This is a genomic window from Streptomyces sp. CNQ329 (genome assembly GCF_000482585.1).
The window spans coordinates 569,543-594,511 of record NZ_AXVU01000001.1; the positions used below are offsets into that span (position 1 = coordinate 569,543).

14 protein-coding genes and 1 pseudogene are annotated in these 24,969 nt (G+C 73.3%); 8 read left to right on the forward strand and 7 right to left on the reverse strand.

Features of this window, described 5'->3' with window-relative positions; genetic code table 11:
- Positions 1-57: 57 nt before the first annotated feature.
- Positions 58-3,270 carry a glycosyl hydrolase 115 family protein gene (locus I003_RS0102530; protein ID WP_027770054.1) on the forward strand — a complete coding sequence of 1,071 codons (3,213 nt, stop codon included), beginning with the start codon at positions 58-60 and terminating at the stop codon, positions 3,268-3,270.
- 30 nt (positions 3,271-3,300) lie between these two features.
- Here I003_RS0102530 and I003_RS0102535 read toward each other — a convergent pair whose 3' ends face one another.
- A complete protein-coding gene (locus I003_RS0102535; RefSeq protein ID WP_027770055.1) occupies positions 3,301-4,143 on the reverse strand; it encodes an alpha/beta fold hydrolase in 843 nt (280 codons plus the stop codon).
- A gap of 182 nt (positions 4,144-4,325) precedes the next feature.
- Positions 4,326-5,054 carry a response regulator transcription factor gene (locus I003_RS0102540; protein ID WP_051368057.1) on the reverse strand — a complete coding sequence of 243 codons (729 nt, stop codon included), beginning with the start codon at positions 5,052-5,054 and terminating at the stop codon, positions 4,326-4,328.
- A 358-nt stretch (positions 5,055-5,412) separates the two neighbouring features.
- Here I003_RS0102540 and I003_RS0102545 point away from each other — a divergent pair, with 358 nt between their 5' ends.
- Positions 5,413-5,982 carry a snapalysin family zinc-dependent metalloprotease gene (locus I003_RS0102545; protein WP_027770057.1) on the forward strand — a complete coding sequence of 190 codons (570 nt, stop codon included), beginning with the start codon at positions 5,413-5,415 and terminating at the stop codon, positions 5,980-5,982.
- Positions 5,983-6,161: 179 nt separating this feature from the next.
- The gene (locus I003_RS0102550; protein WP_027770058.1) at positions 6,162-7,016 is read left to right on the forward strand and encodes an alpha/beta fold hydrolase; all 855 of its coding nucleotides are present in this window, start codon (positions 6,162-6,164) and stop codon (positions 7,014-7,016) included.
- A 39-nt stretch (positions 7,017-7,055) separates the two neighbouring features.
- Here I003_RS0102550 and I003_RS31340 read toward each other — a convergent pair whose 3' ends face one another.
- Entirely contained in the window at positions 7,056-7,472 is a 417-nt protein-coding gene (locus I003_RS31340) for a beta-1,3-glucanase family protein (RefSeq protein WP_486584056.1), read from the reverse strand.
- A gap of 324 nt (positions 7,473-7,796) precedes the next feature.
- Between I003_RS31340 and I003_RS0102560 the strand changes: the two genes are divergently transcribed.
- Together I003_RS0102560 and I003_RS0102565 are read left to right on the forward strand one after the other, a co-directional pair.
- Entirely contained in the window at positions 7,797-9,080 is a 1,284-nt protein-coding gene (locus I003_RS0102560) for a ricin-type beta-trefoil lectin domain protein (protein WP_486584057.1), read from the forward strand.
- Positions 9,081-9,319: 239 nt separating this feature from the next.
- Positions 9,320-10,333: a chitinase gene (locus I003_RS0102565; protein WP_027770060.1), complete on the forward strand. Its 1,014-nt coding sequence runs from the start codon at positions 9,320-9,322 to the stop codon at positions 10,331-10,333.
- A 127-nt stretch (positions 10,334-10,460) separates the two neighbouring features.
- Here I003_RS0102565 and I003_RS0102570 read toward each other — a convergent pair whose 3' ends face one another.
- From I003_RS0102570 to I003_RS36665, 3 genes and pseudogenes are all read right to left on the reverse strand, one after another.
- Complete coding sequence (locus tag I003_RS0102570; RefSeq protein ID WP_027770061.1) at positions 10,461-11,711, reverse strand: ATP-grasp domain-containing protein; 1,251 nt, start codon at positions 11,709-11,711, stop codon at positions 10,461-10,463.
- A gap of 88 nt (positions 11,712-11,799) precedes the next feature.
- On the reverse strand, positions 11,800-12,468 hold the full coding sequence (locus I003_RS36660; RefSeq protein WP_486584062.1) for a 4'-phosphopantetheinyl transferase family protein: 669 nt from the start codon (positions 12,466-12,468) through the stop codon (positions 11,800-11,802).
- 60 nt (positions 12,469-12,528) lie between these two features.
- Positions 12,529-13,386 (reverse strand): annotated as a pseudogene (locus I003_RS36665) (metallophosphoesterase family protein); the annotation flags it as partial.
- A gap of 258 nt (positions 13,387-13,644) precedes the next feature.
- Here I003_RS36665 and I003_RS0102580 point away from each other — a divergent pair.
- Positions 13,645-14,751 carry a hypothetical protein gene (locus tag I003_RS0102580; protein WP_027770063.1) on the forward strand — a complete coding sequence of 369 codons (1,107 nt, stop codon included), beginning with the start codon at positions 13,645-13,647 and terminating at the stop codon, positions 14,749-14,751.
- Entirely contained in the window at positions 14,751-15,449 is a 699-nt protein-coding gene (locus I003_RS0102585; protein WP_027770064.1) for a TetR/AcrR family transcriptional regulator, read from the forward strand. Before I003_RS0102580 ends, I003_RS0102585 begins: the two co-directional genes overlap by 1 nt.
- A gap of 39 nt (positions 15,450-15,488) precedes the next feature.
- Here the strand turns inward: I003_RS0102585 and I003_RS0102590 are convergent, their stop codons facing one another.
- The gene (locus I003_RS0102590; protein WP_486584058.1) at positions 15,489-17,186 is read right to left on the reverse strand and encodes a fatty acyl-AMP ligase; all 1,698 of its coding nucleotides are present in this window, start codon (positions 17,184-17,186) and stop codon (positions 15,489-15,491) included.
- Positions 17,187-17,503: 317 nt separating this feature from the next.
- Between I003_RS0102590 and I003_RS0102595 the strand changes: the two genes are divergently transcribed.
- Positions 17,504-24,940, forward strand: coding sequence for a type I polyketide synthase (locus I003_RS0102595; RefSeq protein WP_078563655.1), 7,437 nt, complete (start codon positions 17,504-17,506; stop codon positions 24,938-24,940).
- The last annotated feature ends 29 nt before the right edge of the window (positions 24,941-24,969 follow it).

Genomic DNA, 24,969 nt, shown 5'->3' on the forward strand with positions numbered 1-24,969 from the left:
AAATATTCGTGATGCTTTACGAAACATTGCCGCTTGCTCGGTGAAGAGAGGCCCGGCATGGACAGCAGCGACTCCCGGCATGACCCGTCCTCCCTGTCCGACCACCTGACCGGCGACGGTGTCAGCCGGCGCCGCGTCCTCGGTGCGGGCCTGGGCCTCGGCGTGCTCTCCGCCACCGCCGGCAATGTCCTCGCGCTGCCGGGCACGGCCGCCGCCGCGCCGCCGCCGGACGCGCCGCAGCCGACCGACCCCGGTGCCTACATTGCTCACGGCCCGGGCCGCGGCCGGTTCCCGCTCGTCGCCGACGGCCGGGCCGCGCCGCTGGTGGCCGACGGAGACGACTTCCCCGGCGTGCTGCGTGCCCTGGGCGACCTGCGCACGGACCTGGAGCGGGTCACGGGCGTACGCCCCGGCGTCACCCATGGCCGCGCTCCTGCCGGGAGCACCGCGGTGCTCGTCGGCACCATCGGGCGCAGCCCGCTGATCGACGGTCTGATCGCCGCCGGCAAGCTCGACGTCACCGGCGTCGAGGGCCGGTGGGAGACCTCGCTGCAGCAGGTCGTGGCCGACCCGGTGCCCGGCCTCGACAGCGCCTTCGTCATCGCCGGCAGCGACCAGCGCGGCACCATCTTCGGCATCTACGACGTCTCGCGCGGCATCGGCGTCTCCCCCTGGCACTTCTGGGCCGATGTCCCGCCCCGCCGCCACGACGCCCTCTACGTGCTCCCCGGCCGGTTCTCCCAGGGCACCCCAGCGGTGAAGTACCGCGGCATCTTCCTCAACGACGAGAACCCCGCCCTCGGCCGCTGGGCGCCCGGCTTCTTCGGCCCCGGCCACGCCGAGGGCCACCCCGGCGGCTTCAACAGCGACTTCTTCGCCAAGGTCTTCGAGGCCATGCTGCGGCTCAAGGCCAACTACCTGTGGCCGGCCGTCTGGGGCCGCGCCTTCGCCGAGGACGACCCCGCCAACCACGCCACCGCCACCGACTACGGCATCGTCATGGGCACCTCGCACGAGGCGCCCATGATGCGCGGCATCGAGGAGTGGAACCGGCACGCCGTCCCCGCCGTGCGCGACGAGAACGGGACCATCGTCACCGAGGGCCACGACCCGTACGGCGGCACGGGGGAGTGGAGCTTCGTACGCAACGAGGACGCTGTCCGCGCGTACTGGCGTGACGGCATCCGGCGCATGGCCGACGAGGGCTTCGAGGGCGTGGTGACCCTCGGGATGCGCGGCAACGGCGACACCTCCCTGCCCGACGGCGACGGCATCGAGCTGATGGAGCGCATCATCGCCGCGGAGCGCGGCATCCTCGCCGAGGAGCTGGGCGACGCGGCGGCGGTGCCGCAGGTGTGGACCATGTACAAGGAGGTCCAGCACTACTGGGACAGCGGCATGCAGGCGCCCGACGACGTCACCGTCGTCTTCACCGACGACAACTGGGGCAACCTGCGGCGCGTCCCCGACGCCTCGCTGCCGCCGCGCTCCGGCGGCTACGGGCTGTACTACCACTTCGACTACGTCGGCGGCGGCCGCAACTACAAGTGGGTCGACACCGCCAACCTCGCCGGCACCTGGGAGCAGTTGCACCAGACGTACGCGTACGGCATCCGGCACCTGTGGGTCGCCAACGTCGGCGACCTGAAGTCCAACGAGCTGCCGACCCAGTTCTTCCTGGACTACGCCTGGAACCCCGACCGCTGGCCGGTCGACGCCCTGCCCGAATGGGAACGCCGCTACGCCGCCGAGAACTTCGGCCCCGGGCACGCCGCCGAGATCGCCGAGGTCCTGCACGAGTACGGCCGCCTCCAGGCCCGGCGCAAGCCCGAGCTGCTCAACCGCCGCATCACCCTCGACCCGGCCAAGGACCCCGCCACCGACTCCAGCGCGGTCGTCTACGACGACCAGGCGACCCCCTTCAGCCTCGTCAACTACGGAGAGCTGGACCGGGTCACCGACGAGTGGCAGGAGCTGGCGCGTACGGCGGACCGCATCGAGGCCCGCCTCGATCCCGCCGACCGGGCGGCGTACTTCCAGCTCGTCCGCTACGCGGTGCGCGGCACCGCCGTCGTCTACGCTTTGCGCCGCGCCGAGTTCACCAACCTCCTCTACGCCGCGCAGGGCCGCGCAGCCGCCAACTCGCTCGCCGCCGAGACCGACGCCCTCTTCGCCGAGGACCAGGCACTCGCCGGCTACTACAACCACACGCTCTCCGGCGGGAAATGGCAGGGCTTCCAGACGCAGCCGAAGATCGGCTACGGCGACGTCGAGCGTTACGGCCCCAACGCCCCCTGGCAGCAGCCGGAGAAGGACAACGAGGCGCTGCCGGACGAGGTGTTCCCCGCGGTCAGGCGCGTCGACCCCGTCGCGGGCGCGCTGCTCGGGGTGGCGGTCGAAGGCTCCGAGCAGTGGTGGCCGGAGGCGGCCGGGCCCGCGGTGCTGCCGGTGGTCAGCCCGTACGACAGGGACCCCGCCCCGTACATCGAGGTCTTCAACCGGGGCCGCACCCCCTTCGGTTACGAGATCGAGCCCGGTGTGTCCTGGCTGCGCGTCGACCGCCCGCGCGGGCGTGTCACCACCCAGATCCGCGCCCGGCTGCGGGTCGACTTCGCCCGCGCCCCCCGCGGCCTCACCACCGTGCCCGTCCTCGTCCGCGGCGTCGGCCGCACCGTGGAGGTGCACGCCCGGGTACACCGCCCGTCCGTGCGCCATGCCGCACTCGCCGGCTCGATCGAGGCGGGCGGCTGTGTCTCCGTGGAGGCCGACCACCACACCCGCGCCGTCCCCGCGGGCGGGGTCGCCTGGCGCCGCATTCCCGACATCGGGCGCACCGGCAGCGGCATGGCGCCGTTCCCGGTCACGGCCGCACCGCGGCCGGCCGGCCAGGGGCCGCGGCTGGAGTACACGATGACGCTGTTCACCACCGGCACCCTGAGCGTGGCCGCGTACCTGTCGCCGCGCAACAGCGTCCTGACGCCCGACGGGCTGCGCTACGCCGTCGCCTTCGACGACGACTCCCCGCAGACGGTGAACGTCACGCGGGTCACGGGCGCGGACGACGGACTGATGAACCGCCAGTGGGAGCGCAACACCTCGGACAACGCCGCCGTCACCGTGACCCGGCACCGCGTGACCCGGCCGGGCGTGCACGTGCTGAAGCTGTGGATGGTGGACCCGACGGTGGTCGTGCAGAAGCTGGTGGTCGACACCGGTGGGGTACGCCACAGCTACCTCGGCCCGCCGCCCAGCCTCTTCGTCAAGCGCTGAGCCGGGACCCGGGCGGCAGGTGCCCGGCCGCTATCCGAGCCCGAGCATCGCCTCGGCGACCTCGCCCGTCGCCGCAGCGGGGATCGCGGTGGCGGCCTCGTCGAGGACGAGCAGCCGTGCCCCGGGAATCTCGCGCGCGATCGCCTCGCCGTTGCCGACCGGGAAGAACGGGTCGCGGCGGCCGTGGACCACGAGCGTGGGAACCGTGATCGCGCCCAGCCGTTCGCGCCAGCGGGGCGTGCAGTCCAGTCGGGAGAACACCATGCCCAACTGGTTGGCCATCTGGACCTCGGGTGCGGTGCCGGGCGTGCGGTCCCAGATGCGCGCGCTGGTGGCGTGTGCGGCGCCGGGGTCGTCCCCCAGAAGCTCCGCGCCCGCGGCGGCGAACCGCGCCACGGACTCCCGGTCGGTCCAGTCGGGCATGGCGTGCGCGAACATCCGGCTCATCGTCGCCTGATCGTGATCGGGAAGGTCGTCGTCGGGCGGGCCGGGCGCGACCGGGCGGGTGCCGACCAGGGTGAGCGCCGAGAACGCCTCCGGGTGGTCGAGCACGGCGACCTGGGCGACCATCCCGCCGACGCCGATCCCGGCGAGATGCGCCCGGCCGCCGCCGAGCGCGCCCACCAGGGCCGCCGCGTCGGCGGCGAGGTCGCGCAGGGTGTAGGCGGGCGCCTGCGGGTCCGCCGTCGTCGACTCGCCGCTGTCGCGCAGGTCGTAGCGCACCACGCGGCGCCCGCCGGCGGCGAGACGCTCGCAGAGCGCGTCCGGCCAGGAGAGCATCGTCGTCCCGCCCGCGAGCAGGACGAGTGGCGCGTCGTCGGCACCGAACGACTCGATGCCCAGCGTGACCCCGTTGAGATGCACCGTGGTCATCGGATCACCCGGAGAGGTCGTGGGTCAGGTGCGTCGCGGCCGTCGCGAGCGAGGGAGATATCGGCGATGATGCAAGTCATACCAGGCCAGACTCGATCAGCCGGGAAAACTCATCGCTCACGGATGAAGCAGAGGGCGGATGCCGCCTCGACGGCACGACGCCCCGGCACACGGCCGCCGGGTCAGGGCGCTGCCGGGGACTGCGGGGAGCCGGGGGTGATCAGCCCCGTCTCGTAGGCGGCGATGACGGCCTGGGCGCGGTCGCGGAGCTGGAGCTTGGCGAGGATACGGGCCACGTGCGTCTTCACCGTCGCCTCGCTGAGCCGGAACCGCGCGGCCAGCTCCGCGTTGCTGTGTCCCCGTGCCAGAGACTCCAGCACCTCCAGCTCGCGCCGGGTCAGCGTGGACAGGTCGCGGTGGACCGTCGCCGCGCGGTCGTCGCGGGTGGCGAAGCGCTCCACGAGGCGGCGGGTGATGGAGGGGGCGAGGAGCGCGTCGCCGGAGCGGACGAGACGGACCGCGGCGGCCAGATGCTCGGGGGTGACGTCTTTGAGCAGGAAGCCGCTGGCGCCGGCGGCGAGCGCCGCGTACACGTACTGATCGAGGTCGTACGTGGTGAGGATGATGACCCGCGGCGCGCCCGGCCCGGGCGCCGGGCCGCCTGCGCCGAGGAGGCGGCGGGTGGCCTCCAGGCCGTCCATGCCGGGCATCCGGATGTCCATCAGCACCACATCCGGCAGGCTGCGGCGCACGGCGGCCACCGCCTCCTCGCCGTCCGTCGCCTCGCCGACGATGTCGATGCCGTCCGCGGCGAGGATCATCCGGAAGCCCGTCCGCACCAGCGCCTGGTCGTCGGCGATCACCACCCGCGGTGGCCGGTCCGCCCCGCCGGGTCCTGTCTGCGTGCCCACGTCCCCTCCACGGCGATCCTCGCGGTTCTGCGGGCCCCGCCCGCGGCTCAGCGTACCGGTGCAGTGTGACAAGACGTCCGGCGCGGCGGATCGGCTGAGAGGCGCGATACGTCTCAACTTTCCGACTACACCGGAAGGATGATCCCGCGGCGCGCGGCCGGATTCCTTCCGCACGAAATCGGCCGTGCACCCCGCTTCACGGAATAGCGCGGGCCGCGCCGAGATGCCGTAAGAAGGTGAAATCTACTGCCATTGCCGCCTCTTGTGGCCCCCGGAGCGCCCTCCTACACTCGGGCCGACCCTTATCAGGGTTCGCGCAGTAGTGCTCGATTCTCACACCAAGAGGAGGGCTCCCCGCATGCTGCGAAAGCTGGGTATCGGCGTGATGGCCGCTGCCGCAATCGTCACTCTGTCCTCGGCCCCCGGGGCCACCGCCGCCCCCGCTCCGGCACCGGAGCGTACCGCTGCCACCACGCTGTACTACGACGACAGCCAGGCCGGCGAATTCAAGAGCGCCGTCGCCGCGGGCGCCGAGCAGTGGAATTCCACCGTGCAGAACGTCCAGTTGGCGAAGGCTCCGTCGGGAACCCGCGCCGAGATCACGGTCATCGCCGACGACGGCTGGCCGCGGGCGACTCTCGGCCCGGTCCGCCCCGGCGGGCGCGCCACGGTCTGGTTCGGCCGCCAGGCGGTCGACGAGGGCTACGACACCACACGCATCGCCGCGCACGAACTGGGTCACAGCCTCGGGCTGCCCGACATGAAGCCCGGGCCGTGCTCGTCGCTGATGTCCGGCTCCACCGCTGGCGTGAGCTGCACCAACCCGGTCCCGGACGCGACCGAGCGGGCGCAGGTGGAAGCCAACTACGGCGGCGGCTTCGCGAGCCTCGTCCCGATGGACGGACGCATCGTCGTCGACGCGCCCTGAGCACCGGAGCGCACGTACGGCACCTCCCGTGGCCGGGCAGGAGACTTCCCGGCCACGGGCCGCGGCCCGGCGGTACCCGCGCATTTCCTTGCGGGCGACCGGGGAATTCACCCCGAACACCACCGACCGCCCGCGCCCCCCACCGCCCCCGCCCGATCATCGTGTGTGAGGGTGGCACCATGCAGAACACGCCGACCTTCGTTCTCGTCCACGGGGCCTTCGCGAACTCTTTCTCGTTCGCGCCCCTGCAAGCGGAGCTCGCCCTGCGGGGACAGCGCTCGCTCGCCATCGACCTGCCGGGCCACGGATTCGCCGCCACGTTCCCCGCGGCCTATCAGGCCCCGCAGGATCCCGGCGCGCTCGCCACGACGCCCGGCGCCCTCAAGGGCGTCACGCTTGCCGACAACGCGGCCCATCTCATCGGCGTCCTGGAGCGGGCGAAGCGGAACGGCCCGACGATCGTCGTGGCCCACAGCCGGGGCGGCATCACCGTTACCGCCGCCGGCAACGCCCGCCCCGACCTGTTCGACCGGGTCGTCTATGTTGCCGCCTGGTGCCCGGTCGACCTCGACGTGAGCGACTACTACGCCGAGCCGGAGATGGCGGGCGTGGACGCCGCCGGCCTCGCCCGCGCCCTCGCCGGCGACCCGGCCGAACTCGGCCTGATCCGTACCAACTTCCCTACCGCGGACCCCGACGCCCTCGCCGCCTTCCGGCAGGCGTTCGCCGCCGACCTCACCGATGACGAGTTCCACACCTTCCTCAACACCTTCCAGCCCGACGAGAACCTGGACGTCGGCTCGTCCGCGGACCGGGCGCAGGCGGACACCTGGGGCCGGATCCCGCGCAGTTTCGTGCGGTTGGCCGACGACGCCAGCATCCCGGCCGCCATGCAGGACCGGCTGATCCGCGAGGCGGACGCGCTCACCCCCGGCAATCCCTTCGACGTGCACACCGTTCCCGGCAGCCACCTGCGCTGGCTGGTGCACCCCGGACCGGCCGCCGACGTCCTGGCCGCGCTTGCGGGACGCTGACCGGGACCGGCCGGACCGGGGGCGCGGCGCGTACGGCTCTCACCAGCCGACGGCCACCACCATCCACCGGGGGTTCTGGACGGATACGAAGGAGGACTGCTCGGAGACGTCGTCGTACGGGAAGCTGTACGCGAGGCCGTCGATGGAGTGCTGGTGCCAGAACGCGGCGTAGTAGTTCGCCGGGCCCTGCCGGTAGAAGCGGCTGGGGTCGTTCCACTGATCCTGAGGCAGTTCGGCGACGTGCCGGTTGAGCGCCGCGCAGCCGGGTGCGTCGCCCGCGAGCGGGCCGGAGCAGCCGAAGATCTCCTGGGTCGAGGCGTTCCGGCCGACGGACCGGGCGTAGTCGCTCATGTAGGCGGCGTGCTGCCCGCCCGGCTGGAAGTCCGGCACGTTGCCGGGGGAGGGGATGCGGTACGGCGCCTGCACCTCCGTCAGCGACGCGAACTCCGGCGGCATGGCGTCCGCGAACTCCCGCCACGTGGTCTCACGGGACTCCTGGAAGGTCGCGTAGTCCTCGCCGACCGTGCTCCTTCGCTGTGGGGGCGTACCGGCCCGAGGCGGGAGCTGCCCGGCGGGCCGGGCGTACAGAGAGCGCTCTCAGAGCGTCGTGAGGGGCGGGTGTGTTGTCAAGAGGTGCGGTCGTACGCCCTCCGGGAGTTGAACACCGTGCGTGCCCGCCGGACCCATTGACTGCATGACATGAAGGGAGTTCACTCACCTCGCGCAAAGGTATGGACCATGCTCCACGCTCGACCCCACCACGCATCGAGGTGAGCTTCCATGTTCGTACGACGACGCAGACATCCGCTCCGCAGGGCCGTGCTCGTCGCGACGGCCCTCGCCGCCGTGCTGGCCGTGCCGCTGCCCGGCACCGCCGGGGCGGCACCGGCCCCTGAACCCGCGGGGAAGGCCGAAGCCGCGCCCTACGCCGTCACGTTCGAGGACAACTTCGACGGCCCGGCCGGCTCGGCCGTCAACGGCGGCAAGTGGCTGATCGAGACCGGCGACAACGTCAACAACCACGAGCGGCAGTACTACACCGCGGGCAACGCCAACGCCGCGCTCGACGGCCAGGGCAACCTGGTCATCACCGCCCGGCGGGAGAATCCGGGCAACTACCAGTGCTGGTACGGCCGGTGCGAGTACACCTCCGCCCGGCTCAACACCTCCGGCCGCTTCACCACCACCTACGGCCACGTCGAGACCCGGATGAAGCTGCCGCGCGGGCAGGGCATGTGGCCCGCGTTCTGGATGCTCGGCAACGACATCGGCCAGATCGGCTGGCCCGCCAGCGGCGAGATCGACGTGATGGAGAACGTCGGCTTCGAGCCGAGCACCGTCCACGGCACCCTGCACGGGCCGGACTACTCCGGCTCCGGCGGCATCGGCGGCGGATACACGCTGCCCGGGGGCCAGCAGTTCGCGGATGCCTTCCACACCTTCGCCGTGGACTGGTCGCCGAACGAGATCACCTGGTCCGTCGACGGCAACGTCTACCAGCGGCGCACGCCCGCCGACCTCGGCGGCCGGCAGTGGGTGTTCAACAAGCCGTTCTTCCTCATCCTCAACCTGGCGGTCGGTGGCTACTGGCCCGGCGACCCCGACGGCAGCACGACCTTCCCGCAGCAACTCGTCGTCGACTACGTCCGCGTCAGCACCTCTGACGGCGGCGGGGGTGACTCAGGCACGTTCACCGGTGCGGGCGGCAAGTGCCTCGACGTGGCCGGGGCGAGTAGCGCCAACGGCACCCCGATCCAGCTCTACGACTGCAACGGCACCACCGCGCAACGCTGGACCGTGGCCACCGACGGCACCATCCGCGCCCTCGGCAAGTGCCTGGACGCGGCCGCCGCCGGCACCGCGAACGGCACGCGGATACAGCTCTACGACTGCAACGGCACGTCCGCCCAGCGCTGGTCGTACAACTCCGCCACCCGCGACATCGTCAACCTGGCCGCGGACAAGTGCCTGGACGCGGTGGACGGCTCGACGGCCAACGGGACGCCGACGCAGTTGTGGACCTGCACGGGCGCCGCGAACCAGAAGTGGACGCTCAACTCCTAGCGCCGCAGCTCCGCGGGGGGCGCCTGGTAAGCGCTCTCTCTGGTATGGACCAGGGTCTTGACACCGCTTCGTGGCGCCCCCTTAACTTCACCCCGTGAAGTAGCCGGACCCCCCACTCGACTTCACCGCCGCCGCCTTCGGCCGCCGCGGCCCGCCGTCCGATGATCCCGTGCGCACGCGTGCCCGGACGCGGCGGGCGACGGCCCTGGGCGCCGGCCAGAAGAGGACGGTGACAGCACATGGGAACGCACCGAACCGACCGCAGGAACACCCGCCGGGCACTCGTGGCTACCGCGGCGGCGGCCGCGGTGGCCGGCGGCTGGGCGCTGATGCCCGCCGCCGGCGCCTCGGACGCCGGACAGCCCGCCGCGGACACGACCGCCGCGTCGATGGCCGTGGCGCCCTATCTGTACAACGGCTGGGGCAGCCCGCCCGACCCCGCGGAGGTCATGGACGCCACCGGCGTCGGCGGGTTCACGCTGGCCTTCGTTCTCAGCAACGGCACCTGCGACCCGCAGTGGGACGGACAGCGCCCGCTCACCGGCGGCGTCGACGAGCAGACGGTCGCCGCGGTCCGCGCCGCGGGCGGCGACGTCGTCCCGTCCTTCGGCGGCTGGAGCGGCAACAAGCTGGAGAGTTCCTGCGGCAGCGCCGATGCCCTGGCCGACGCCTACCAGAAGGTGATCGACGCTTACGACCTGACGGCCATCGACATCGACCTCGAAGCCGACGCCTACGACAGCCCCGAGGTACAGCAGCGCACGGTCGACGCGCTCAAGGCGGTCAAGGCCGCCAACCCCGGACTGAAGGTCATCTTCACCATCGGCACCGGGCAGAACGGTCCCGACACGAGCCTCATCGACCGGGCGGCGCAGTCGGGCCTCGACGTGGACGTCTGGACGATCATGCCCTTCAACTTCGGCGGCAACGGCGGGGACATGGGCCACCTGTCCGTCCAGGCGGCGGAGGGGCTGAAGGGCTCGCTTCAGGAGGCGTACGGCTACGGCGAGGAGGAGGTGTACCCGCGCATGGGCATCTCCTCGATGAACGGCAACACCGACGTCGGCGAGGTCGTGGACCAGGACGACTTCCGCACCATGCTCGGCTACGCGCAGGACAAGGGTCTGGGCCGGCTCACCTTCTGGTCGGCCAACCGCGACCGCCCCTGCAACGGCGGCGGCGCCGACACCTGCGGGGGGATCCCGCAGGAGCCGTGGGAGTTCACCTCGATCCTCGCCCAGTACCAGGGCTGAGGTACCGGGGGCACGGTGGTGGCGGACCCTCCCACGCCACCGTGCCCCGCCTCCTCCGCTGCGGTGCTCATCCGGCGAGGAGCGACAGGAAGCCCTCCTTCTCGGCTGCCCGCGCCGGCCTCGGACGTCAGACCGCGCCGAGGACCGCGCGGCACAGCTCGTCGGCCGCCGTCGCCAGCCGGGCGAGTTCGGTGTGATCCGCCGTCCGTCCGTGCAGGCTCCCGAGGCGCGCGTCCGCCCCGTCCCGGGGATCGGGCGGCGACGCGTCGCCGGCGGGCAAATCGGCGAGGTCGACACCGGGGAGGTCGCGCAGCCCCTCCAGCGGGGCGTACGGGTCCGAAGAGCCGGCCGCCGACGCGTGCGGGGTTTCGCGGGCCGGCGGGACCAGCGTGTACTGGTAGGTGACCTCGTCGAACCGCGGCGTGTCCGACACCGGAAGCCCGAGGGCAAGCCGCATCGCCGCAGCGACCATGTCGAAGCCCGACCCGCGCCGCAGGAGATCGCCGATGAGCCCGCCGAGCCGGCCGTTGACCTCGATCAGACGCGGCCCGTCCGCGGTGAGCTTCAGCTCGGTGTGCACGATCCCGTCGCTGATGTCCAGCGCCTCTATCGCCGCCTCGGCCAGGTTCTCGGCGCGCTCCGCCAGGGGCGGGTCGAGGGTGTGCGGGACGAAGGAGCCGCGCTCCCTGAACGGTGCGACCAGGGGGAACTTCCCCGTGACGCAGAGCGGTTGGCACTCCTTACGGTGCACGGCCGTCTCCACGGAGACGTAGTCGCCCCACTGCGGCCCGGCCGCCGTGGGGTCGCCCGGGAGCAGCGCCTCGACCAGCAGGTCCGTCCCGGGCGCGGCGTCCGCGCACGCCGCGACGGCCGCCCGTGCGCCGGAGAGGCTGTCGAGCCGGTGGACGAGCCGGCTGCCGGCGCCGCGCCGGGGCTTCAGCACCGCGGGCAGCCCCACCGCGGCCAGTGCCGCGTCGAGGTCCGCGGCGTCTTGCACCGGCGCGAACGGCAGGTCGTCCAGGCCCGCTTCGGCGAAGGTCCGGCGCTGCTGCAGCTTGTCCACGAGCCGGCCGGTAACCGCGGGGGAGTGCCAGTACGGGATGCCGAGTGCCTCCGCGATCGTGGAGGTGATCTCCATCCGATGCTCGCTGAAGGTCAGCAGCCCGTCGGGGACGAACTCGGCGACCGCCCGCGCCGCGCGCCGCGCGTCGAGACCGGTGATGTCGCACAGCGCGAACCGCCGCGTCAGCACCGGCAGCAGCTCCCGTACGTGGGCCGAGGTCCGGTCCACGACGAGGAACAACTCCGCGTCGCAGCAGCGCGCCGCGGCCGCGATCTCCGCGGCGCAGGCCGACCCCGCGTCGTACACGACGCCCACCGTCCGCTCCCCGCCGACCGCGTCACGCGGTGAGTACGGTAAGGACCGGGACACCCTGACCGTCACGTTGTCCCGCGCCGGCCGCACGTTACCCGCCGTCCCCGGCACGCGCGCCCCGAGCCGCGGCCAGCACCACGGCGGTGACGAGCAGCCCGCTGCGGCACAGCCAGCGGCCGGTCAGGTGCGCCAGGGGCGTGCCGTCGACGGTGGGCGCGTGGACCAGGATCCGGGCGGTGAAGGTCCCGTTCCCGGGGTCGACGTCGATGCGGGCCTCGTCGAAGTCCAGCTCCCTGCGGGTCAGCGGATACCAGACCTTGAAGACGGACTCCTTGGCGCTGAAGAGCAGCCGGTCCCAGCAGACCCCGGACGCTCCGCGCATCCGTGCCCGTACCTGCTCCCGCTCCTCGGGCAGCGCGATGGTGTCGAGCAGATCGTCCTTGAGCGGCTCGTTGGGCTCGGCGTCGATGCCGATACCGAGCACCTCGCCGCGGCGGGCCACGGCCGCGGCGCGGTAGCCGGCGCAGTGCGTCATGGAGCCGACGACCCCGGCGGGCCACTGCGGTGCGCCGCGGTGGCCCGGGAGCAGAGGGGCTGGCGCGACTCCGAGCGTGCTCAGGGCGCGACGGGCGCACTGCCGTACGGTCGCGAACTCCGCCTGCCGGTGCGGTACGGCGCGCGCGACCGCGCGCGCCTCCTCGGGGTACAGCCGCTCCGCGGGCGGCTCGGGCGGGTCGGTGAACGCCTCGGCCGCGGTCACCGATCCCGGCAGCAACCCCTGGAGCAGCCGGGCGGGTTCGTGCGCCCCGGGCTCCTTCGGCCGCGCCGCCGAAGCCCGCGTCGTCGAGGGCGGCAGGACCGTGCGCAGCAGTTCGCGTCGCGGGTGGCGCTTCCACTCCCGTGGGTAGCCGAGTGAGACTTCGGTGAACTTGACCCCGTCGTACCAGGTGACGCGGGGGATGTGCAGGTGGCCGTAGACGACGGCGGCGGCGCGGAAGCGGCGGTGCCAGCCGGCGGTCAGCGTCGTACCGCACCACTGCGCGAACTCCGGATAGCGCAGGACGTCCGTCGGTTGCCGTACCAGCGGCCAGTGGTTGACCAGCACCGTGCGCTGAGCCGGATCGACGGCCGCGAGCCGGCGCTCGGTCAGGGCCACCCGCTCCCGGCACCAGGCGTCCCGCGAGTCGTGCGGGTCGGGGTGCAGGAAGTATTCGTCGGTGCAGACGACGCCGGCTTCGTGGGCCAGCCGCAGCGACTCCTCCTTGGTCGCCGCGCCGGGCACGCGGAAGGAGTAGTCGTAGAGGACGAACAGCGGCGCGACCGTCACCGGGCCGCCCTCGCCGCGCCAGACAGGGTAGGGGTCCTCGGGGGTCACGACGCCCAGTCCGCGGCAGAGTTCGACCAGGTGCCGGTAGCGCTCCTCGCCGCGCAGCGTGACCGGGTCGTCGGGGTGCGTCCACAGCTCGTGGTTGCCCGGCACCCAGACGACCTTGGCGAACCGCTCGCTGAGCAGCCCGAGGGCCCATTCGATGTCCGAGACGCGTTCACCGACGTCGCCGGCGACGATCAGCCAGTCATCGGCCGTGGTGGGGCGCAGTCCTGCGGTGATGTCGCGGTTTTCTTGATAGGCGACATGCAGGTCGCTGACGGCCAGCAATCTTCCGTGCATCAGGGCCATTCGATCATTCGGCGACGGCGGAACGGGTGTGTCAAGGGGCGTGACGGTGGCTCTCGTGCGGCAGTCGCGTGTCACGCGCGCCCCGACAGGCTGGTAGGAGCAGCTAAATTCCCGCCAAAAGGCCGCTGACCGGCCCCTTCGCGGAGGCGAATCACGGGCGCACCGGGGGAGTTGCGGGTGCGGCGGCACCCGCGCCAGACTGGATCCTCAACGTCCGTTGAACAGAAGTGTTCTGTTTACGAAGACAGGGAGCAGATCGTGACCACACCGGCAGCAGGGTCCCCCGACGGCGCCGCGCCGGCCCCGGCGCCGGCCGGACCGCCCCCGCAAGCGGGCCGCTCCGGCCAGTACGGCGTGCTGTTCGGCCCGGTCGCGCTCGGGCTCTTCCTCGTCCTCGCGTTCGCCGGGCTGATGATCCCCGGACTGCGCAACCCCGCCCCCAGCGAGATGCCGCTCGGCGTGGCGGGCCCGGGCCCGGCCGTCGAACAGGTCGAGGCGCAGCTCTCCGCCGCCGCTCCCGACGCGTTCGAGGTCAAGCGGTACGCGGACGAGGACGAGGCCCGCACCGCCCTGCGCGAGCAGGAGGTGCTCGGCGCCATCGTCGTCGGGCCGTCGCCGAAGCAGCCGCCCGGCCTGCTCATCGCCAGTGCCGCCGGCGACGCCCCGACGACCGCGGCCACCACGGCGTACGAGCAACTGACCAAGCGGCTCGGCACACCGCAGAAGGTGGACGACGTCGCCCCGCTGCCCGAGAACGACTCCCGTGGGGTCAGCGCCGTGCTGCTGTGCGTCGCCCTCACCATCGGCGCGCTGATCTTCCAGCTCATCCTGAGCCTGGCCGCCGCCCATGTGAATGCCGGCAAGCGATGGCTGTCCTGCGTCTCCTACGCGGTCGTCGCCGGTGTGGCCGGGGCCGTCTTCGCCGGGCCCCTCACCGGCACCCTGGACGGCCACTTCCTCGAACTGATGGGCATCACCACGCTGTTGTCGCTGACCGTCGTCGGCGTCGTCGCGGCCTGCCAGGCGCTTCTCGGCGCGCTCGGCATCGCCGTCGGCGCGCTGCTCGTCCTCCCGCTCGGCCTCGCCTCCTCCGGCGGCGTCGTCGACCCGCACTTCCAACCCGCCTTCTACGGTGCCGTCTCGCCATACCTGCCCATGGGCAGCACGGTCTCGCTGCTGCGCCGCGTGCTGTACTTCGACGGCAACGCCGTCGGGGGGCCGCTGCTCACGCTGCTGCTGTGGGCGGCCGGAGCCTGGCTCGTCGCGCTGGCGAGGGAGCGGATCAGGCCCTTCTACCCGCTGATGGTCATCGTGCCCGCCTCCGCCGTGAGCCAGGCCCCGGCCGCCGCGACCCGGACGGCCTGATGGCACGGCGCGACGCGCCCGCCGACCGCGCGGCCGACCGGCCGGCGGAAGCCGGGCAGGACCGCCGCGAGCTGATCAGGCTCGCGGCGGTCGAGCTGTTCGCCCGCCACGGTTACCGCGGCACCACCGTGCGCGCCATCGCCGAACGCGCCGGGGTGGACCCGGCGCTGGTGATGTACCACTACGGCAGCAAGGAGAACGTCTTCTCCACGGTGATCCGCGAGACGATGCGCGCGGAGGAGCTGCTGCCCGAACTGCCCCGGCTGCTCGACGAGGTCGCCGACACCGACAACGCCGACGACCCCGCCGCGGACGGCACGGGCCCCGGCGGGCCGGGCAGCCGGCTGCTGCGCGGCTTCCTCACCCGGTGGGAGGACGCCGCCACCCGCTCCTCGCTGCTCGTGGTCTTCCGCTCCGCGATGGAGCACCCCGAGGCGTCGCAGCTCTTCCGCGAAGTCGCCGGCGGCGAGCTGCTCCTGCCACTCGCCCGCCGTATCCCGGCCCCCCACCCCGAACTGCGCGCCGCGCTTGTCGCCTCGCTGCTCGTCGGGCTGGTCACCGGGCGCTACGTGGTGCCGATCGAACCGCTCGCCGGGATGGAGCTGGACACCGTCGTCGGCCTCTACGGCCCGTACGCCGACGACATGCTGCTCGGCCGGCTGGGCGGCTCACCGCCGCCCGGCCGGCCGGGCGTCTGACCCCGCGGGGCCGTCGTCGTACCGGTGCTGCGCTCCGGGTCAGTGGCTCGTCGGCAGCGTGCCGTTGACGAGCGCGTCCACCACCTGGCGCCGCTGGAGCTTGCCGCTCGGGGTCTTCGGCAGCGTGCCCCGCGGCACCACCTCCACCCGGTCCGGGCGCAGCCCCGTCTCGGCGGAGACCGCCTGGATGACGCCCTCGCGGATCTCCGCGACGGCAGCCGCGTCCGCGTGGTTCTTCGACTCGACCACCAGCACCAGCGCCTCCGTGCTGCGCTCCTCGTCGGGGCAGCCGACCGCGGCGATCGAGTTCGCCCGCAGCCCTTCCACCGCAGCCGCGGCCGACTCGAAGGCGTACGGGTGGTAGTTGGACCCGGCGATGATGACGACGTCCTTGATGCGACCGGTGACATAGGTCTGGCCGCCGTCGGTGAAGCCCTGGTCGCCGGTGTTCAGCCAGCCGTCGTCGCCCAGGACCTTCGCGGTCTCCTCGGGCTGGCGGTAGTAGCCGGACATCATCGAGGCGGTACGCAGCAGGATGGTGCCCTGCTTACGGTCGGGAAGGTCGGCGCCGGCGTCGTCGACGACGCGCAGCTCCATCCCCGTCAGCGGGGTACCGGAGGAGACCAGCTCCTGCGCGTCGGCGGCGCCGGCCCCGGCTTCCACGACCTCGCCGTCGGCGGCCAGCCGGTCGCGGCTGACGGTGAGCGTCACCAGCGGCTCGCCGGGCACGCACATCGTCGCGGCGAGGGTGATCTCCGCCATGCCGTAGCAGGGCATCATCGAATGCTCGCGGTAGCCGTATGCGGACATGCGCTCGGCGAACAGCCGCAGTGTGTTCGCCTGCACGACCTCCGCGCCGTTGCCGGCGACCCGCCAGGCACTCAGGTCGAGGCCCGCGAGCTTGGCGTCGGGGATGTTCGAGGCACACATGCGGTACGCGAAGTTGGGCGCCGAGGTGAACGTGCCCCGGTAGCGGTGCATCGCCCACAGCCAGCGCTCGGGGCGCACCGCGAACGACAGCGGCGGCATGCTCGCCACCGGCAGCCCGTGCAGCAGCGGTGCGAGGTTCAGCCCGATCAGGCCCATGTCGTGGTGCATCGGCAACCAGCTCACGATCAGGTCGCCGGAGCGGTAGCAGTGCTCGCCGATGGCCGAGGCGTTGGCGAAGATCGACTCATGGGTCAGCGTCACGCCCCGGCTGTCGCCCGTGGTGCCCGAGGTGAACTGCAGCAGCGCGATGTCGTCGGGCTTCGCCTGCGCGGTGGCGAGGTCGAGCCCGCCTTCGAAGGGCGGCTCGATGATCGCGACACCCGCCTCCTTGCACGGCTCCGTCACGGCGTCGAGGAACTCCGGCGCCACGACCACGGCGCGCGGTTCCGCGCGGCTGATCAGCAGCCGCAGCCGGTCGGCCCACCGCTGCCGGCGCATCGTCGCCAGCGGCGGTTCGCTGACGAACGGGATGGCGCCCAACAGGAAGCAGCCGTGCAGCGTGGCATAGGCGTCGGCGCTGGTGTCCATGCAGACGCCGACGCGGTCACCGCGCCGTACGCCGTGCTCCGCGAGGGTCGTCGCGGCGGCACCCGCGCGCTCGGCCAGCTCCGCCGCCGTCAGCCGGACGGGGTCCCCGGAGCCCTCGACGTACGCCAGCGGGCGGTCGGGGTCGCCGTCCGCGAGGTCGAGCAGCGCCGCGCCGATCGTGGCGGCCGACGTCATCGCGACCGGGGCGGGGTCCGGCACGGGCTGAAATCCCGCGCGGTCCCCGTGAAATTCCTCGGTCGAAACGGCAATCGTCATTCCATACCCCCGAATTGACTGCCGCGGTCGCGGCGTGAAATGGGCTGGCTGAGGTAGCGTCATGATGCGCGGCGGGCAACAGCGGCGTCAAGTCGGGTATGTGCAGGTCGAGGCTTTAGCGGGCCGCTAGAACCTCCTTAGTCGACTTGGTCACGATGGGCTCGCCAGAATAGTGCTGCGTGCCGAAGGCAGGTGGCCGAAAAAGTCCCCGCGGTCCCGTACCGGGATTTCACCGACGCATACTGAAGGAACGACTCGACATGTTTGCGCTCGCATTCCCAGGCCAGGGTTCGCAGCACAAAGGAATGGGTGCGCAGCTCTTCGGCAGGTTCCCGGAGGAGACCGCCCGCGCGGATGAGATACTCGGCTACTCGATCGAGGAGCTGTGCCGCGACGACGCCGACGGCCGGCTGCAGAACACCGAGTACACGCAGCCCGCGCTTTTCGTCGTCAACGCGCTGAGCCACCTCGCCCACCTCGCCGACGGCGGCGCGGAGCCCGACTTTCTCGCCGGGCACAGCCTGGGCGAGTACAACGCCCTGCACGCGGCCGGCGCCTTCGACTTCGCCACCGGGCTGCGCCTGGTCGCCAAGCGCGGTGAGCTGATGTCCCGGGTGGCGGACGGCGGTATGGCCGCCGTCGTCGGGCTGACGGCGGAGCAGGTGGCCGAACTCCTGGGCCGGCCGGGCCTGGAGAACCTGTCGATCGCCAATGACAACAACCCCACGCAGATGGTGATCGCCGGCCCGCGCGAGGACGTGGCGGGCGCGCGCACCGTTTTCGAGGAGGCCGGCGCCGGCCTGTTCACGGTGCTGCGTGTCAGCGGGGCCTTCCACTCCCCGTACATGTCGGCGATCCAGGGCGAGTTCGCCGAGTTCCTCGACGGCTTCACACTCGCGCCGCCCGGCGTGCCCGTCATCTCCAACGTGACCGCCCTGCCCTACGAGAACGACGTCGCCGCCGCGCTGATACGCCAGCTCGACCACCCCGTGCGCTGGACCGACACCGTCCGCTACCTCATCGCCCGCGGCGTGGCGGACATCAAGCCCGTCGGGCCCGGCCGGGCCATGCGCGGGCTCATCAAGGCCACCCGGCGTGACGAGGAGCGCCGCGCGCAGGAAGCGGCGGAAGCACAGGAAGCGGCGGCGGCCGCGGCGGCGGCGCAGCCCCCGGGAGCGGCGGACACCCCGGCCGGCGAGCTGCGCCTGCGCCGTCCCGAGCGGGACCGGACCCGTTCCGAGGGCACCCCCGCGGTCCAACTGCACCAGGCCCTGCTGAAGGATCTGCGCACCACCGTCGCCCAGGTGCTGAAGGTCGAACCCGCCGTCGTCCGCAGCGAGACGGAGCTGAGCGAGCTGGGCTTCGACTCGATCCGGCTCATCGAGTTCGCCGACCTGCTGCGCCGCGATCTCGGCGTCGACCTCACCCCCTCGGTGTTCTTCGAGCACATCACCCTGGAGGCGTTCGCGCGCCACCTGCTGGCCGAACACCACGACCTCGTCTCCGCCCGCTACCCCGACGCGGGGGACGACACCCCGCGCACCGGACCCCGCGGAGCCGGAGGCGCGCAGGACGACGCGCCGCTGCCGGACCCGTACCCCGTCGCGGTCGTCGGCCTCAGCGCCGTACTGCCGGGCTCGGCGGACCTGGAGGGCTTCTGGCAGCGCCTCCTGGCCGGCGACGAACTCGTCTCCCGGGTACCGGAGGACCGCTGGCGCGACTGGGCGGGACCGGAGCGCGCCCGCCGCGCGCACGGTGCCTTCCTCGACGACGTCGACTCCTTCGACTGCTCGTTCTTCGGCATCTCGCCGCACGAGGCCGAGCTGATGGACCCGCACCAGCGGCTCTTCCTGCAGACGGTGTGGAGGGCCGTCGAGGACTCGGGCCGCCGCCCCGACACCCTCGCCGGCAGCCGCACCGGCCTGTTCGTCGGGCTCAGCTCGATGGACTACGCGGAGGTGCTGGGCCACAGCGCCGCGGGCCCGCAGGCGCACACCGCCACCGGACTCTCGCACGCCGTGCTGCCCAACCGGGTCTCGTACCAGCTCGACCTGCGCGGCCCCAGCGAGGCGATCGACACCGCGTGCTCCTCCTCGCTCGTCGCGGTCCACCGCGCGGTCCGCAGCCTGCGCGCCGGTGAGTGCGGGCTCGCCATCGCCGGCGGCGTGAACCTCATGCTCAGCCCCACCCCGTTCGAGTGCTTCGAGCCGGCCGGGATGCTCGCACCGGACGGCCACTGCAAGACCTTCGACCAGTCCGCCGACGGCTATGTCCGCGGCGAGGGCGTCGTCGCCGTCGTGCTCAAGCCGCTCGCCGCCGCCGAGGCCGACGGCGACCACATCCACGCCGTGATCCGCGGCAGCGCCGTCGGCCACTCCGGCCGCGCCGCCTCGCTGACCGCACCGAGCCCCGAGGCGCAGGCCGACGTCATCGTCGACGCCTGGCGTGCCGCCGGTCTCGACCCGGCGACCGTGACCCACGTGGAGACCCACGGCACCGGCACCAGCCTCGGCGACCCCATCGAGATCGAGGGCCTGAAGCAGGCGTTCGCCCGCCTCTACGCCGCCTGGGGCCACGACGCCCCCGCCGGGCCGCACTGCACGCTCGGTTCGGTCAAGACCGCGATCGGGCACCTGGAGGCGGCGGCCGGGCTGGCCGGGCTGGTCACGATGGTGCAGGCGCTGCGGTACGGGAAGCTGCCCGCCCTGCGCCACTTCGAGAAGCTCAACCCGTACATCCGCCTGGACGGCAGCCCTTTCCGCATCGGCGACCGCGCCGGTGACTGGCCCCGGCAGACCCCGCAGGACGGTCCTCCCACCCCGCGCCGCTGCGGTGTCAGCTCCTTCGGCTTCGGCGGCAGCAACGCGCACGTCGTCCTGGAGGAGTACGCGCACGAGCCCGCCGCCGCCGAAGCGCCCGGCGCCCCGCTGCTGATCCCGCTCTCCGCCCGGACGCCCGAGGCGCTGCGCACCTATGCCCGCGAGCTGGTCCGCCACCTCGACCTGCACGCGCCCGCGGAGGGCAGCGCCGACTTCACGCTCACCGCGCTCGCCGACACCCTCCAGCTCGGCCGGGAGCCGATGGAGGCACGGCTCGCGGTCGTCGCGGAGGACGCCGACGAACTGTACGACGCGCTCGTGCACTTCCTGCGCGGCGAAGACCAGGGCGACACCTGGTGGAGCGGGCAGGCCACGGGCGCGGCGGACCTCTCACGCGCGCTGCTCGCCGGGCCCGAGGGCAACACCTACCTCGACGCGCTCGCCACCGCGGGCAAGACCGCGGCCCTGGCCCGCCTCTGGGCGGCCGGCGCGGACTTCGACTGGGCGCTGCTGCGCGGCGACAGGTCCGTACGCCGCACACCCCTTCCGACGTATCCCTTCGAGCGGCGCCGGATCCGCCCGCAGGACCTCGTGCCGCACGTCCTGCTCACCCCCGGCCAGGCACCGCCCGCCCTCGCCGCGGGGGCGGTCCCCGCGGCCCTCACCGCCGCGGCGGCGCCGGCCGCGCTGCCCAGCGGCGCGGGTGCGACGCAGGACGAGGTACTGGCGCACCTGGTGCGGCTGTTCGCCGAGGAGCTGAAGTGGCGGCCGGAGGAGATCGACCCGCGGGCCGGCTTCGACGACCTGGGCCTCAGCTCCCTGCTGGTGGAGAAGTTGCGCCGGCGGCTTGAGGAACACTACGGGCCGGTCGACAGCGCCACCCTCTTCACCTACAAGAACCTCGACGCGCTCGCCCGGCACATGACCGGCCGGGTACGCACCCCGCCCGCCGCGACCTCGCCCGCACTCCCCGCCGCCCCGCCCGCCGGCGCGAGCCCCGGCACCGGGGACATCGCCATCGTCGGCATCAGCGGCCGCTACCCCAAGGCCCCCACGCTGGCCGACTTCTGGGACCGGCTGCGCAACGGCGACGACTGCGTCGACGAGATCCCCCTCGACCGGCCCGGCTACCGCCGCTTCGCGGAGCTGGCGCGCGAGAAGTTCGGCGACCGGTGGCCCCGCTGGGGTGGCTTCCTCGACGACGTCGACGCCTTCGACCCGCAGTTCTTCCACATCTCGCCGCGCGACGCCCGGCTGCTCGACCCGCAGGAGCGGCTCTTCCTCACCACCGCGTGGGAGACCCTGGAGGACGCCGGCTACACCCCCGCCTCGCTGGCGGACCCCGACCTCGGCGACGAACGGGGCTCGGTCGGCGTCTTCGCCGGGGTGACGTACAACAACTACCAGATGTTCGCGGGCAACGACCTGGACGAGGGCGTCTGGCGCATCGTCGGCTCGCAGACCTTCTCGGTCGCCAACCGCATCTCGCATCTGCTCAACCTCGGCGGTCCCAGCCTGACCCTGGACACCGCCTGCTCCTCCTCCCTCTACGCCATCCACCTCGCCGTCGCAGCCATCCGCCGCGGCGAGTGCACGATGGCGCTGGCAGGCGGGGTGAACCTGTCGCTGCACCCGAGCAAGTACGTGATGCTCGCCGAGGCCGGATTCCTCGCCGAGGACGGCCGGTGCCGCGCCTTCGCCGAGGGCGGCACCGGCTACGTACCCGCCGAGGCCGTCGGCGCGGTGCTCCTCAAGCCGCTGGACAGGGCGCTGGCCGACGGCGACCGGATCCACGCCGTCCTCAAGGGCTCGGCGGTCAACAGCGACGGCCGCACCTACGGTTACGGCGTCCCCAACCCTGTCGCGCAGGCCGAGCTGGTGCGCGCCGCGCTCGCCGACGCCGGGGTCGACGCCGGCTCCATCGGCTACGTCGAGGCGCACGGCACCGGCACCAGCCTCGGTGACCCCATCGAGGTCCGGGGCCTCACCGAGGCGTACGCGGACGCCGCCGCCCCGCACCGCCGCGACGGGCGGCCGGCGTGCGCCATCGGGTCCGTGAAGGCCACCATGGGCCACGCCGAGGCGGCCGCCGGTATCGCCCAGGTCACCAAGGTGGTCCTGCAGTTGCGCCACGCCACGCTCGTGCCCTCGCTGCTGCACACCCCCGACCTCAACCCGAACCTCGACCTCGACACCACGCCGTTCGCCGTACAGCGCGAGACCGCGCCCTGGGAGCGGCCGGTGCTGCCCGGGCCCGGTGGCGCCGTGGCCGGGCCGCGCCGCGCCGGCGTCAGCTCCTTCGGCGCGGGCGGCGTCAACGTCCACCTGATCCTGGAGGAGGCACCGGCCCGCCCCGCCCCGGCCGCCGGCGCCGGCCGGCCGCTGGTGTTCCCGCTGTCGGCCCGTACGCCGGAGAACCTGCGCGCGTACGCGGCCCGCATGGCGGTGTTCCTGAACGCGCTGCCCGCCGAGCCCGGCGCCGACGACCCGGAGACCCCGCGGGCCGCCGACGTCGCCTACACGCTCCAGCACGGCAGGGAGGCGATGGAGCACCGCGCCGCGTTCGCGGCCCGCACGCTCGCCGAGGCCGCCGAGCGCTTCGCCCGCGTCGCCGCCGGCGACGCCGCGGACGGGCGGATCAGCATCGGCCGCCGTCCCGGCCGGTCCGGCGCCGCGCCCGCGGTCCCCGCCGACGCCGCGCCGGAGCAGGCCGCCGCTCTGTGGGCGGCGGGCGGCGAGGCGGACTGGTCGGCCAGGCCCACCGGCGGGCGCCGGGTGTCGCTGCCGACGTACCCCTTCTCCCAGGAGCGCTACTGGCTGGAGCCGAGCGCCACGAACCCGGCACGGCCGACCGCACCGGCCGTGCCGACCCCCGTCCCCGCGCCCCGGACCGCCCCGGAGGCCCCGGCCTCCGTGACGGCCCCCGCGGCGCAGACGGAGCCCGCCGCGACGGACCTGCTCGCCTCGCTGGCCGCCGCACCCGCGAGTGAGCGCCACACCGCGCTGGCCACGCGGATGCAGCGTACGCTCGGCGAACTGCTGGAGTTCCCGCCCGGCAGCCCGCCGGACCGCCAGCGCGGCTTCTTCGAGCTGGGCATGGACTCGGTGATGGCGGTACGCCTCGGCAACCTGCTGGAAGAAGCCCTGGGTCTCGTCCTGTACGCCGGGGTGGTCTTCGACTACCCGTGCCTCGACGACCTGGCCACGTACCTGCTGGACGAGCTGAGCCTCGACGACGCCCCCGCCCCCGCTCCGGCCGTCGAAGCACCCGCCGCCGAGACCGCGGAGTCCGCGCCCTCCGATGCACTCCAGGTCGTGCACTTCACCGCCGGCTGGGAGCCGGCCGCCGCCCCCGGGGGCCCCGCCTCCTGGCTCACCGGCCCCGTGCTCGTCTTCGACGACGACGGCGCCCTCACCGAGCGGGTACGCGAGCGCCACTCCGGCGCCGCGCCGGTCGTCGGGGTCCGGCCCGGTGAGGCGTACGAGGTCGCCGGCGAGGGCCGCACGGTACGCGCCGAGTCCGCGCAGGACCACGCCGCGCTCGTCGCGGGCCTCGACGCCCCGCCCGTCACCGTGCTGCACGCCTGGAGCGACCCCCGCACCGCTCTCACCTCGGTCTTCCACCTGAGCCAGGCGATGCTGCGGCAGGGCCTGCGCGCGCCGGTGCGGCTGCTGCGCCTCCACGCCCACGCCGACGCCGGGCCCGATCCTCTCGCGGAGGCGTTCGGCGGCTTCGCCCGCAGCGTCGACCACGAGAACCCGCGGCTGGTCCAGCAGGCGGTGACCGTACGTACCGCCGCCGGCGAAGAGCCCGCGGACGCCCTGCTGCGCGCCTGCGAGGCCGAACTCGCCGCGGACGCCCGCGCCGACGCCGAGGTCCGCCACGACGCGGACGGCCGCCGGGTGCGCAGGCTCCGTGAGCTGCCCGCGGTACGGGCCGGTGAGCCGGCCGGCGTCGCGGTGCGGGAGGGCGGCACGTACGTTGTCACCGGCGGCGGAGGCGGCCTCGGCCTGCTCTTTGCCGAACACCTCGCCCGCCGGGCCCGGGTGAACCTGCTCCTCGTCGGCCGCTCGGCGCTCACCGGCGAACGCCAGGAGGCGCTGGAGCGGATCCGCGCTCTCGGCGCCGACGTCCGTTACGAGCGCGCCGACGTCTCCGACCGCGGCGACGTCGAATGGCTCCTGGCCGCCGCCCGCGACCGCTGGGGCAGCGTGAACGGCATCATCCACTCCGCCGGCGTCCTGCGGGACGGACTGCTGCCCAACAAGACCGCCGACGAGATCGACTCGGTGCTCGCGGGCAAGGTCGACGGCGCGGTCCATTTCGACGCCGCCACCGCGGGCGACGACCTCGACTTCTTCATGGTCTTCTCGTCGCTGGCCGCGCTCGCGGGCAACCCCGGCCAGGTCGACTACGCCTTCGCCAGCCGCTTCCTGAACGCCTTCAGCCGCCGCCGCGAGGACCTGCGTGCCGCGGGCGAGCGGTCCGGGGCGAGCATCGCGCTGGTCTGGCCGTTCTGGCGCGACGGCGGCATGCGGGTCGACGAGGCCACGGAAGGCTTCGTACGCCGCCGGCTGGGGCTGACGCCGCTGGAGAACACGGTCGGCGTGGACGCGTTCGACGCGGCGCTGCACCACGCGGTGCCGGAGTTCGGCGTGGTGCACGCAGAACGCGAAAAGCTGCAGCGGATGTTGCGGATCGAGCCGCCGGCCGAGTCGGCGCGGGCGCGGGCCGAGGAGACGAAGGCCGACGGGAAGAAGGCCGACGGGAAGAAGGCCGCGGCCCCCACCGCCGGGGGCCGCAAGTCCGCCCCGGCGAAGGGCGATTCGACGGTCGAGATCGAGCTGAAGGGCGTCCTGGCCGAGCTGGGGCTCTAGCACACGGCACGCGGGGGAGAGGAAGACGG